11 protein-coding genes are annotated in these 12,132 nt (G+C 71.5%); 2 read left to right on the top strand and 9 right to left on the bottom strand.

Annotated elements, in window-relative coordinates; translation table 11 throughout:
- Positions 1-7 precede the first annotated feature (7 nt).
- The 5 genes from ACTWPW_RS20925 to ACTWPW_RS20905 are packed head-to-tail and all read right to left on the bottom strand — an operon-like array spanning position 8 to position 3,894.
- Positions 8-898, bottom strand: coding sequence for a trypsin-like peptidase domain-containing protein (locus tag ACTWPW_RS20925; protein WP_443169654.1), 891 nt, complete (start codon positions 896-898; stop codon positions 8-10).
- A complete protein-coding gene (locus ACTWPW_RS20920; protein ID WP_375111858.1) occupies positions 877-1,821 on the bottom strand; it encodes a VWA domain-containing protein in 945 nt (314 codons plus the stop codon). The genes ACTWPW_RS20925 and ACTWPW_RS20920 overlap by 22 nt, the downstream gene beginning before the upstream one ends.
- A complete protein-coding gene (locus ACTWPW_RS20915; protein WP_375111859.1) occupies positions 1,818-2,771 on the bottom strand; it encodes a DUF58 domain-containing protein in 954 nt (317 codons plus the stop codon). Before ACTWPW_RS20915 ends, ACTWPW_RS20920 begins: the two co-directional genes overlap by 4 nt.
- Entirely contained in the window at positions 2,768-3,751 is a 984-nt protein-coding gene (locus tag ACTWPW_RS20910; protein WP_364123625.1) for an AAA family ATPase, read from the bottom strand. Before ACTWPW_RS20910 ends, ACTWPW_RS20915 begins: the two co-directional genes overlap by 4 nt.
- Positions 3,748-3,894, bottom strand: a complete 147-nt coding sequence (locus tag ACTWPW_RS20905; RefSeq protein WP_364123623.1) for a hypothetical protein — start codon at positions 3,892-3,894, stop codon at positions 3,748-3,750. Before ACTWPW_RS20905 ends, ACTWPW_RS20910 begins: the two co-directional genes overlap by 4 nt.
- Positions 3,895-4,006: 112 nt before the next feature.
- On the opposite strand from ACTWPW_RS20905, the gene ACTWPW_RS20900 reads away from it, so the two are divergent.
- Complete coding sequence (locus ACTWPW_RS20900) at positions 4,007-4,924, top strand: dienelactone hydrolase family protein (RefSeq protein WP_443169653.1); 918 nt, start codon at positions 4,007-4,009, stop codon at positions 4,922-4,924.
- Positions 4,925-4,983: 59 nt separating this feature from the next.
- On the opposite strand, the gene ACTWPW_RS20895 is transcribed toward ACTWPW_RS20900, so the two are convergent.
- The 3 genes from ACTWPW_RS20895 to ACTWPW_RS20885 form a co-directional block, all read right to left on the bottom strand.
- Complete coding sequence (locus ACTWPW_RS20895) at positions 4,984-8,091, bottom strand: M14 family zinc carboxypeptidase (RefSeq protein WP_443169652.1); 3,108 nt, start codon at positions 8,089-8,091, stop codon at positions 4,984-4,986.
- Between the two features lie 173 nt (positions 8,092-8,264).
- Positions 8,265-9,650: a glycine--tRNA ligase gene (locus ACTWPW_RS20890; RefSeq protein WP_375111863.1), complete on the bottom strand. Its 1,386-nt coding sequence runs from the start codon at positions 9,648-9,650 to the stop codon at positions 8,265-8,267.
- A gap of 94 nt (positions 9,651-9,744) precedes the next feature.
- Entirely contained in the window at positions 9,745-10,032 is a 288-nt protein-coding gene (locus tag ACTWPW_RS20885) for an antibiotic biosynthesis monooxygenase family protein (protein WP_375111864.1), read from the bottom strand.
- 59 nt (positions 10,033-10,091) lie between these two features.
- On the opposite strand from ACTWPW_RS20885, the gene ACTWPW_RS20880 reads away from it, so the two are divergent.
- On the top strand, positions 10,092-10,448 hold the full coding sequence (locus tag ACTWPW_RS20880; RefSeq protein WP_375111865.1) for a DUF6703 family protein: 357 nt from the start codon (positions 10,092-10,094) through the stop codon (positions 10,446-10,448).
- A gap of 143 nt (positions 10,449-10,591) precedes the next feature.
- Here the strand turns inward: ACTWPW_RS20880 and ACTWPW_RS20875 are convergent, their stop codons facing one another.
- Positions 10,592-12,127, bottom strand: coding sequence for an aldehyde dehydrogenase family protein (locus tag ACTWPW_RS20875; protein ID WP_443169651.1), 1,536 nt, complete (start codon positions 12,125-12,127; stop codon positions 10,592-10,594).
- Positions 12,128-12,132 lie beyond the last annotated feature (5 nt).

Here is a 12,132-nt window from a genome sequence, read left to right as displayed (position 1 = left end):
CTGCACCCTAATTTCGGATGATTCGTTCTGCGATGGGGGCCGCCCGGTCGATGGGGATGGCGAAGCCGATGCCGATGTTCCCACCTCCGCGGGAGGCCGCTATCGCGGTGTTCACCCCCACGACCTCGCCCCGGGCGTTCACCAGCGGGCCGCCCGAGTTGCCGGGGTTGATGGAGGCGTCGGTCTGCACGGCCGTGCGGCCGGAGCCGCCCAGGCGTACCTCCCGGTCCAGCGCGCTGACGATGCCGGCGGTGACCGTGCCCGACAGGCCCAGCGGCGAGCCGATGGCGAGCACCTGGTCCCCCACGGACAGGTCCGAGGACCTGCCCAGCGTGGCGGGCGTCAGCTCCCTGGGGTAGTCCACCTCCAGCACGGCCAGGTCCTCGTCGTCGTCCACGCCGATCACGGCGGCCGACAGCCGGCTGCCGTCGCCGGTCACGACGGTCACCTGGCTGTTGCCGCTGACCACGTGGGCGTTGGTGAGGATGTGGCCGCGACCGTCCAGGACGAAGCCGGAGCCGCCCGAGCGGCGCGTCTCCACGGAGACGACGCTGGGCAGCACGCGGGCCGCCGTGGCGCTCAGCCCGGACAGGCTGGTGGACGGCGCGGCGGCCACCCTCGGCAGGGCCGCGGGGGGGGCCGGCTCGGTCCCTTCGAGGATCCGGGCCCCCACCACGCCCGCCGCCGCCCCGGTGAGCGCCGCGACGAGCGCGGCGGTCACCAGGAGACGCGCCTTGGGCGGCGACGCGGGGGAAGGTCTCGCCGCGCTCCCAGCGGCCGGCGGCAGGGTCAGGGGCGGTACGCCTCCCGGGGCCTCCGGGTGGGCCCCGAGCGGCACCGTGCGGAACTCCGGCCCACGGGGGCTGCCCAGGCCCATCATGGGAGCCTCGAGAACCACAGCATCGACGTCATCGCCGCGATCAGCGCGAAGACCAGCCCCGCTCCCACGAACCACTGCCAGACCTCCTGCTGCTCGGTGCGGTAGCCGACCGACGTGCCGATGTCCTCGTAGACCGCCTGCAGCTCGTCGCCGCTGGCCGCCTCGTAGAACCCGCCGCCGGCCGCCTCGGCCAGGCCGCGCAGCGCGGGCCCGTCCACCGGCACCGGGACCTCCCGGCCGGACAGGCTGATGGTGCCGTCCGGGGTGCCGTAGGCGATGGTGGTGACCGGGATGCCGCGGTTCGACGCCTCCGCCGCCGCGTCGCTCAGCGTGCGGCCGGTGGTGTTGGAGCCGTCCGACAGCAGCACGATGTGCGCGGGCGGCGCCTCCTCCTCGGAGTCGAGCGAGGCGACGGCCTCCAGCGAGGAGTAGACGGCCTCGCCGATGGCCGTGCCCGAGGCGGTGCTGAGCCGGTCGAGCGCGGTCAGCACCGTCTGGCGGTCCAGCGTGGGCGGCACGGCGACCGAGGCCGCCGACGAGAACGACACCAGGCCCAGGTTGAACCGCTCGGGCAGCCCCTGGACGAACTGCCTGGCCGCCTGCTTGGCCGCCTCGAACCGGTTCGGGGCAACGTCGGTGGCGCCCATGGACGCCGACACGTCGAACGCCACCATGATCGTCGCCCGATCCCTCGGCACCTGCACCTCGGCCGTCGGCCGGGCGAAGCCCACCACGAGCAGCGCGAACATGAGCAGCAGCGCCGCCGCGGGCACGTGCCTGCGCCAGCCCGGCCGCCGGGGCGCCACCTTGTCGAGCAGGTCGAGGTTGGTGAAGCGGACGGCGTAGGCGGTCCTGCTGCGCAGCGCCATGACCACGTACATCAGGGCGATCAGGGCCACGGGGACGAGCAGCAGCAGCCAGAGGGGTGCGATGAGCGTCATGCGGCGTCACCTCCTCCCCCGGGCACGCCGCCCGGCCGGGCCGGGCCGGCGGCCAGCATGGCCAGGCGGCGCTGGCCCATGACGTGTTTGACCAGGTCACGCACCCAGTCCCGGTCGGTACGCAGCCGCAGGTGGGTGGCCCCGGCCCGGCGCAGCGCCTGCGCCACGGCGTCGCGCTGCACGGCCGCCGCCTCGGCGTACCTGCGGCGCAGCCGCGCGTTGCCCGTGGCGACCTCGCGCCGCCGGCCCGTCTCCGGGTCGATCAGCGTGAGGATCCCCACGTCGGGCAGGGTCAGCTCGCGCGGGTCGAGCACCTCCACGGCCAGCAGCTGGTGCCGGGCGGTGAGCCGGCGCAGCGGCAGCTCCCAGGTCTCCGGGGCGTCCAGGAAGTCGGACACGACGACGACCAGGCCGCGGCGCCGTACCACCCGGCCGAGCTGGTCGGCCGCCACGCCTATCAGCGGCTCGGCCACCCCCGGCGAGGTGCGCGGCAGCGCGAACGCCGCCTGCAGCAGCGCCATCAGGTGCGGCCGGCCCGTCCGGGCGGGCAGCGTCCGGACGCCGCCGCCGTGCAGCAGGTGGGTGCCGATCCGGTTGCCGGTCCGCTGGGTGAGGAAGCCGACCGCGGCCAGGGCGGACAGTGCCAGCTCCCGCTTCTCCATCGCCGCGGTGCCGAAGTCCATGCTGGCGGTGGCGTCGAGCAGCGCCCAGATCTCCAGCTCCCGGTCGGCGACCAGGTCCCGGATGTGCGGCTCGTTCGTGCGGGCGGTGACGTTCCAGTCCATCCGCCGTACGTCGTCGCCCGGCTGGTACGGCCGGGACTCCGCCGGTTCGCTGCCGGGACCCGGTACCAGGCCGAGGTGTTCGCCCTGGAGCAGTCCATCCAGCCTCCTGGTGATCGTCAGCTCGAGCCGGCGCAGCGCCGGCTCTGCCATCAGGTACGGCTTCATGCCACGGCGTCCTGCTGCTGGGGCGCGATGACCGGCATCGGCACGGCCGCCAGCACGCGGTCCACGATCTGCCGGGGCATGACCCCGTCGGCCAGCGCGTCGAAGGAGAGCACCAGCCGGTGGGCCATGACGTCGTGCGCCAGGTCCCGTACGTCCTCGGGCAGCACGTAGTCGCGCCCCCGCATGAGCGCCAGCGCCCGGCCGGCCGCGAGCAGGCCGAGCGTGGCCCTGGGGCTGGCCCCGAACGCCAGCAGCCGGCGCACGTCCTGCACCCCGAACCGGTCGGGGTCGCGGGTGGCGTAGACCAGGCGGACGGCGTACTCGGCGACGGCGTGGTGCACGAAGACCTCCTCGGCCCGGCGCTGCAACGCGACGACCTGCGCCGGGCCGAGGATGCTCTGGGGCGTGGGCGGGTTCACGCTCATGCGGTAGACGATCGCCAGCTCCTCCGATTCGCTGGGATAGTCCACGTCGATCTTCATCAGGAAGCGGTCGCGCTGCGCCTCGGGCAGGTGGTAGACGCCCTCCGACTCGATCGGGTTCTGGGTGGCCAGCACCAGGAACGGCGTGGGCACCTCGTGGGTGACGCCGCCGATGCTGACCTGGTGCTCGGCCATGATCTCCAGCAGGGCGGACTGCACCTTCGCGGGCGCCCGGTTGATCTCGTCGGCGAGCAGCAGGTTGACCATGACCGGCCCGAGCTCGATGTCGAACGACTCGGTCGACGGCCGGTAGATCCGGGTGCCGATGATGTCGGCGGGCACCAGGTCGGGCGTGAACTGGATGCGGGCGAACGTCCCCCCGACCACCGTGGCCATGGTCTCGGCGGCCAGCGTCTTGGCGATGCCGGGGACGCCTTCGAGCAGGCAGTGCCCCTTGGCGAGCACCGCCACGAGCAGCCGCTCGACCATGTGGTCCTGCCCGACGATCACCCGCTTGACCTCGAACAGGGCCCTTTCGAGCAGTGCCGGATCGGTCATGGCTGCACGCTGCCGTGGTAGCAGTCGTCCACGACCACGCGCAGTTCCAGAGCGCTCGGCTCCGGATCGGCGAACGCCGCGCTGCCCGTCATGAGGACCGCGCCGGCGGCGAGCAACACAAGAGCGAAACGTGATGTACGCATTGATTCCTCGTCCCTCGTATCGGCTTAGGACGAATGTCATCAAGAGACCGCGAAAACCCGCGTAACCGCCGCCTTTACACGATTTTTCGGTCGACGGGGTTAGACCTCCGACATGACGCCCATCCAGCGCTATCTCGCAGAAGAGGTCGCCCACGACCATGTGGACGGCCTGATCCCCCGCCGCGAAGCGCTGCGGCGGCTCGCGCTGCTCGGCCTGGGCCTGCCCGCGGCCACGGCGCTCCTCACCGCCTGCGGCGCACCCCCGGAGCCCGCGGCCCCGACCACCGCCGCGCCCTCCGCTCCCCCGCCCAGCCCCTCGCCCACGGGCAGCCCGGCCGGGCCCTCGCCGCTGCCGACGGAGGCGATCACGTTCGCCGGGCCCGAGGGCACGACGCTGCAGGCCGCCTGGGCCGCCGCCGAGGACCCCAAGGGCGCGGTCCTGGTGATCCACGAGAACCGCGGCCTCACCGACCACATCCGCTCGGTCGCCGGCCGCCTGGCCGCCAGCGGCTACTCCGCCCTCGCCCTCGACCTGCTGTCCCGCGAGGGCGGGACGGCCACGTTCACCGACACCGCGGCGGCCACGGCCAAGCTCGGGGAGATCACGGACGAGCGGTTCGTGGCGGACATGAAGGCGGCGGTGGGCGAGCTGGCCGAGCGCGCCGACGGGGCGAAGCTCGGCATGACGGGCTTCTGCTTCGGCGGCGGCATGACCTGGCTGCTGCTGTCCTCCGCCGAGCCACGCCTGGCCGCCGCCGTGCCCTTCTACGGGCCGCTGCCGGAGAACGCCGACATGACCGGGACGAAGGCCGCCGTGCTCGGGGTGTACGCCGAGCAGGACGACCGGGTGAACGCCACCAGGGACGCCGCCGAGGCCGCCCTGACCAAGGCGGGCCTGACGCACGAGCTGGTGACCTTCCCCGGGGTGGGGCACGCGTTCTTCAACGACACCGGGCAGCGGTACAACGCGCCCGCGGCGGCGCAGGCGTACGAACGCGTCCTGGACTGGTTCGGCCGCCATCTCGCCTGAGCCCGCGCGAACGGAAGGACGGCCACCCCCGCGGCGGAGGTGGCCGTCCCGGTCGGCGGTCAGCCGATCAGATACCTCAGCATCTTCCGCAGTGCCGCGCTCCGCTGGGCGTCACTGCCCAGCTGCTCCAGCCCGAAGCCCAGCAGCACCGTGTCCCTGGTGGTCACGGCCGCCGTCTTGTCGGCCTGGGCCCGGACGAAGTCGCCGCCGCCCGTCGGGCTGCCCGCCGGCGGACCGGGGATGGCCCACGGCCCGAGCCCGGCCTCGAAGCCCTCGGCGTTCAGCGTGCCGCCGGTCGTGGTGACCCGGGTGTCGTCCACGAACGCGCCGACCCCGCCGGTGCTCGGGTCGGTCACGTAGCTGATCGACACCTCCACCTGCTGCCCCGCGTACGCGGACAGGTCGAAGGCCACCTGCTGCCAGCCGCCCGAGTTCTCGGTGAACCGGTTCCACGAGCCCGTGGTGCCGGTCGGCGTGCAGGGGTTGCCCGGGGTCAGGTAGTGCCGCAGCCACGGGTGCTCCTCCAGGTAGAACCCGGCCTCGCACTCCGTCGGGACGCCGCTGTCCGTGCCGCCGTTCAGGTCGGGCAGCGTGGTCCAGTTGTCCTGGCCGGCCGTGTGAGCCTCGACGATGACGTTGTCGTAGCCGGGCTCGGTGTCGAAGGACAGCTGGAACGCCAGTCGCGGCTGCTGCGCCGCCGTCACGGAGCCCAGGTCGATCGTCCTGGTCAGCCGCATGTAGGAGTCGTCGGCGTGCGCGCCCCTGACGTACCACTGGCCCTCGATCGGGTCGAACGGCCCGGGGGTGCCGAGCTGGTAGTCGGCCGCCGGCGTGCCGGTGAACCTGGGGAAGTCCGTGCCCATGGGGAGCAGGACCCCGGCCTCGTCCAGGGGGTTGTCCGCCGTGGCGGGTCCGCCGAACGTGCCGCTCACCCCGGCCAGCGGACCGGTGCCGGTGAAGCCGCCGGGGTCGGCCCTCGGGATGCGCCCGCCGACGCCCATGTAGTACTGGGTGAAGTCGTCGGCCAGCAGCAGGCACTCGTCGAACAGGCCCTGGACGGTGGTGACCACGCAGTCGCCGTCCGGGTTGCCGTCGATGCCGTAGTAGATGCCGCCGACGATGGTGTCGAGAATGCCGTAGTACGCGGCCGTCTCGCCCGTGTAGAGGAGCTTTCCTCCCTCGTTGAGGTAGTCGCGGATGGAGATCGTCAGGTCCTGCTGCGACCGCTTGACGTCGGCGTCGGGCAGGTTGCCGAGCGGGGTCACCGTGACCACGTCCTGCTGGTCCATGGACAGCCGGTTGTCGCCCAGCTCCCAGACGACGCCCTTGAAATGGGACAGCACGCCGAGGTGGTGCGGCACGCCCTGGGCGTCCACGTCCCACGTCTCGGAGGCGTACCCGGCGGCCTGGATGGCCTGCCGGTAGGTGGCGGCGTACTTGGGCGCGGTCACCGAGGCCGGGTAGTCCGGGTTGAAGCCGGTGTAGTCCTCGTTGGCGAGCACCAGCACCTTGGCCGCGGAGTCCTTGGCCAGCGTGTAGGTGAAGTGCGGGCTGGAGACGACGCCGGTGCCGGGCTTGAGGCCCTGGAACCAGACCTCGACCCTGTCACCCGGTTTCGCGCCGCTGACCGTGCCCCGGTACTCGGCGAAGTACAGGTCGTTCTCGTCGCCGTACCGCTCGCCGCCGTTCCACTCGCTCAGCGGCCTGATCTGCGCCGGGCCGCCGTTGATCCGGTAGCGCAGCACCTTGCCGAGCAGCGACCGGCGGGCAGTGACCGCCACCGGCTGCGGGTCGCCGTACGAGACGGTGAAGGAGTCGGGCGCGAAGTCGGGCACCGTGCGCCCGACCACGGAGACCGGCCGGTCCGGCGTGTGCACGGTCTTGGCGGCGGCGACGGCCAGGGGGATGTTCATCTCGAACTCCTCCCGGATCAGCCGCTCGTCGTCGGGGAAGGTGAAGCCGAGCCCTCCGGCGCAGCCCTCGACCGTCCACTCGTCGTCGGGGTACTTCTGGGCCGCCGCCTCGCACGTGGACATCTCCGGCGTGATCGACATGATCTTCCGGAGGTTCGTCATGTGCCCGTCGGTCTCGCCGTTGGTGGTGTAGAGCTCGGCGCCGATGTCCGGGTCGTACGTCGGGACGGCGGGGGTGGCGTCGTCGCCCAGCATGGCCTCGAAGACGAGGTCGTCCGGCGACGGGGTGGCCTGCTGCCAGCCGATCCCGTACAGGAGCAGCATGGCCGCGGAGTGGTAGTTCAGCAGGTACTTGAACTGCACCCGCTTGGTCAGGTTGTCCAGCGCCACGGTCTCCGGCTCGGACTGGGCCGCCGCACCGCGGTAGGTCTGGCTGGACAGGAGGCTGGAGGAGCCCTCGTCGTCGTAGCGCCACTTGTAGGCGAAGTTGCGGTTGAGGTCCACGCCGTCGGCGCTGGTGATCTGCCCGTCGCCGTCGTTGTCGCGCAGGTTCTTGCGCCACAGGCGGTTGTCGGGGGTGAAGGTGTGGTCGTAGCCGTCGGGGTTGGCGACCGGCAGGAACCACAGCTCGGTGGTGTTGACCAGCTTGGTCAGCTCGGCGTCGGTCCCGTAGCCGCTGAGGAAGTGGTGCAGCAGCCGCCGCACCATCTCGGGGGTGATCCACTCGCGGGCGTGCTGGGCGGCCAGGTACAGCATGGCCGGGCGCCGGCCGTCGGACAGGCTGCGGGCGTCCTTGGTCACCTTGATCGCGGTGATGGGCGTGCCGTTGAGGCTGTTGCCCAGGTTGACGACCTTGGCGATGCCGGGCTTGGCGTTCGCCGCGGCGATGATCTCCTCGCGGATCCCGCCGGCGCCCGCGTACCGCTTGAAGACTCCGTCGCCCTGCGCCGCGACCCGGGCGGCCGCTCGCTGGGCCTGCAGGGTGATGCCCTGCTCGGCGAGCGTGTCGGCGAGCGCGGAGGCGAGGATCACCTCGACGGTGACCTTGCCGTCCGCCCGCTTGACGATGCGCATCTCGTCGCGGTCGACGCCGGCGGCGACGAGCCGGCCCATCTGGTCCGCGGTGAGCTCGCCGGTATAGACGAAGACCCCGTCGGGCCCGGCCGCGGGCTTCGGCACCGCCGAGGCGGGCGGGATCGTGAATGAGCCTAGTAACAGGAACGTGCAGGCGAACATGATTAACGTGCGCTTCATCGCGCCTCCGAGAAATCAGCCCCCGAATACCGCTAGGGATGCCCGCAATGTCCGCGTATGCCGGAGCCTTGTCAATCACGACGACCGCATCCGGCCACATTTCAACGACCCAACGCGAACGGGCCGCCCACCGTGGTCACGGCGAGCGGCCCGTCCGGGGCGTCGAGCGGAGATCAGTCGTTGAGGTGCTGGCGGAGGTAGGACTCCACGCCCTCGATGGCGATGCGCTCCTGGCGCATCGAGTCGCGCTCGCGGATCGTCACCGCCTGGTCCTCGAGCGTGTCGAAGTCGACCGTGATGCAGAACGGCGTGCCGATCTCGTCCTGGCGGCGGTAGCGGCGGCCGATCGCGCCCGCGTCGTCGAACTCGACGTTCCACCGGCGGCGGAGCTGGGCGGCCAGGTCGCGGGCCTTCGGCGACAGGTCGGCGTTGCGCGAGAGCGGCAGCACCGCGGCCTTGACCGGCGCGAGCCGGTGGTCGAGCCGCATGACCGTGCGCTTCTCCATGACGCCCTTGGCGTTGGGCGCCTCGTCCTCGCTGTAGGCGTCGAGCAGGAACGTCAGCGTGGCGCGGTCGACACCGGCCGCCGGCTCGATGACGTAGGGGACGTAGCGCTCCCCGGTGTCCTGCTCGAAGAAGCTGAGGTCGACGCCGGACGCCTTGGAGTGGGACGACAGGTCGAAGTCGGTGCGGTTGGCGATGCCCTCCAGCTCACCCCACTCGGAGCCGACGAAGTTGAAGCGGTATTCGACGTCGACGGTGCGCTTGGAGTAGTGGGACAGCTTGTCCTTGGGGTGCTCGTAGAGCCGCAGGTTGTCCTTGTTGATGCCCAGATCGGAATACCAGCGGAAGCGCTCGTCGATCCAGTATTGGTGCCACTCCTCGTCCGTGCCCGGCTTGACGAAGAACTCCATCTCCATCTGCTCGAACTCGCGGGTGCGGAAGATGAAGTTGCCCGGGGTGATCTCGTTGCGGAACGACTTGCCGACCTGGCCGATGCCGAACGGGATCTTCCTGCGGGCCGACTGCTGCACGTTGAGGTAGTTGATGAAGATGCCCTGCGCGGTCTCGGGACGCAGGTAGGCCAGGCCCGACTCGTCCTCGACCGGGCCGAGGTAGGTCTTCAGCAGGCCGCTGAACTGCCGGGGCTCGGTGAAGGTGCCCTTGTTGCCGCAGTTGGGGCAGGTGATGTCGGCCAGGCCGTTTTCGGGCTGCTTGGCGTTCTTCTCCTCGTACGCCTCGATCAGGTGATCGGCGCGGAAGCGCTTGTGGCAGGACAGGCACTCGGTCAGCGGGTCGGTGAAGGTCTCGACGTGGCCGCTGGCGCGCCACACCTCGGGCGCCAGGATGACGCAGGAGTCGAGGCCCACGACGTCGTCGCGCGACTGGACCATCGACAGCCACCACTGCCGCTTGACGTTGTTCTTCAGCTCGACGCCCAGAGGACCGTAGTCCCACGACGCGCGCAGTCCGCCGTAGATCTCGCTCGACGGGTAGACGAGCCCGCGGCGTTTGGCGAGGCTGACGATGGTGTCCATGACGTCGGTGCGTCGTGCCATTTTGGTTGGTTCTCTTTCCGGCTGGAGGTCGGCGAGTGAAATTGGTGAGATCCCAGCTTAGGGGACGGCCGCCCGCTCTCGCGCGCGAGTAATGCTACGCCTCGTCCCGCGTGTAGACGTCCTCGAACGCACTGGGCTCATTGACCATCAGGATCATCAGGGGATACATCACCATCCGGGCGGAGGAGAGCGCTCTTCGGTAGAAGCCGGCACCCTCCCACTCCGTGACCAGCGCCCACAGGTTGGGCTCGTCGACCGAGCGGGCCAGCCGGCCCCGCTGGTAGCCGGGCTGGGTCGCGAACGTGTCGAGTATCGTGTGGCCCTGCTTGACGAAGTCTTGGGACTGGGACTCTGGAACGGTGTATCGGATCACGGCGAGCACCCGACCAGCCTAGAGGCGATCACCGCACGTGAGGTGCGAACTCCCGTAGGCTCTGTGCCGTGGCCCCCAACAACAAGCGCGGCGGCAAGCGCCCGCTGCCCCAGGGCGAGCAGTTCTTCACGCCGGGCGCGACCGGCCTGCGCAAGGCGGTCGAGGAGCGCAGCGCGGTGCCGATGACGTTCCTGTTCACGCAGGTGCCCCGGTGGCTGGCGCCCGCGGTGCTGGTGATCCTGCTGCTGGCGGGGTTCGCCGTGGCCAACCCGCTGGGTGGCGTGGCGGTGCTGCCGGTGATCGCGTTCATCGGGTGGCTGGCCTACCTGTCGTGGCCGTCCCTGGGAGCGGGCGCGAAGCTGCTGCGGGTCGCCATGCTGACCTTCCTGGTGCTCCTCGTGGCGACCCGCTTCGGGGCCTTCTGAGCCCACCCCTCCTCACCTGCGCGGTGGTCGGGAGCGGGCCGCACGGCTCTCCTCCCCTCGGAGGACCTCACCGGATCGCGGCGGGGAAGGGAGGAGAAGGACGGGTCAGGCGTGGTGACGCGCGGAACCGGGGTTCGGGGCGGTCAGGGCAGCAGCGTGTAGCTCGGGAAGTTGCCGGGCAGGCGTTCGGGCTCCTGGCCGGTGGTGGTGGCGCGGACGAGCAGCTCGCCGCCGACGAACGCGCCGCGCCACGACGCGCCCAGCCCGCCGAAGAGCTCCTCGCGGTCCCCGCGCGAGCGCGGCCTGTTGTGGCCCACCTTGAACGCCCGCACCTCGGGCGCCAGCCGGTGGAAGGTCTCCTCCTCGTCGCAGGACAGGGTCGCCACCAGGGCGCCGTTGCTGGCGTTCATGGCGGCCAGCAGCTCCGCCTCCGTGTCCACCAGCACGATCGTGTCCACCGGGCCGAACGGCTCGGCGTGGTGGAGGGGTGAGGAGGGCGGCGGGTTGAGGAGCGCGGTCGGGGCGAAGTACGCGGAAATATCCTGACCGGGCAGGAAATGTCCGGTGTCGAGGGACGCCCGGTGGACCGGCACGCCGCCCCTGGCCACGGCCTCGTCCACCTGGTCGGCCAGTTCCTTGGCCTTCGAGGCGTTGATCAGCGGGCCGAAGTCCAGCTCCGGCAGCGGGTGGTCCGGGTCCGCCACCGCCAGCGGGTGACCGAAGCGCAACGAGCCGACGGCTTCCAGGTAGGTCGCCAGGAACTCGTGGAACAGCGAGCGCTGCACGACGAAGCGCGGGTAGGCGGTGCAGCGCTGCTTGGCGTAGTCGAACGACGCACGGATCTGCCGGGCGAGCAGGTCCCAGTCCCCGTACTCCCACACGCCCCAGCAGTTGAGCCCCTCCTGCTCCAGCACGTGCCGGCGCCCGAGGTCGGCCACCGACGTCGCGACCTTCGCCCCGGCGCCCCGGCCGCCCACGAACGACACGCAGCCCAGCGACCGGCCGGCCACCAGCACCGGCGACAGCTCCGCCCCTCCCCCGCTGACCAGCGTGAACGGCAACCCTTCGCGGACCGCCAGCGCGCAGGCCAGGGTCAGGCAGGACAGCCCGCCGTCGGTGGGCGTCTTGGCGATCACCGCGTTGCCCGCCAGCGCCTGCACGAGCATGGCGTGCATGAGCACGCTCATCGGATAGTTCCAGCTCGCGATGTTGCTGACCGGGCCGGGCAGGGGCGTGCGCCCGGCCACCATGCGGTCGATCTCCTGGACGTACCAGCGCACGCCGTCCAGGCAGCGGTCCACGTCGGCGCAGGCCGTCTTCCACGGCTTGCCGATCTCCCAGACCAGCAGCAGGGCCAGCAGGTCCCGGTGGGCGGCCATGGACTCCACGGCCGCCGACACCATGGCCTTGCGCTCGGCCAGGGGCAGGTAGCGCCAGCGGTTGTGCTCCTCCACCGCGCCCGCCAGCGCCCGGCCGGCGCCGGCCCGGTCGAGCCGGGGCGGCCCCGCGATGGCGGTGCCGTCCAGCGGCGAGAAGCCGGGCACCGGACGCCCGTCGCGGTGCCAGATGCCGCCCCAGTGGTTCAGCACCCGGTCTTCGTGGAAGGCTTCGGGGGCCGCCGAGCAGCACTGCTCGTAGGCGTCCCGCCAGGACGTGCCCGGCTTGAGCCGCATGTCCATCCTCC

The organism is Nonomuraea sp. KM90 (assembly GCF_052246675.1).
In the GTDB taxonomy this organism is placed as follows: domain Bacteria; phylum Actinomycetota; class Actinomycetes; order Streptosporangiales; family Streptosporangiaceae; genus Nonomuraea.
The sequence above is the reverse complement of the archived record's forward strand: the minus strand, read 5'-3'. Positions and strand labels throughout refer to the sequence as shown.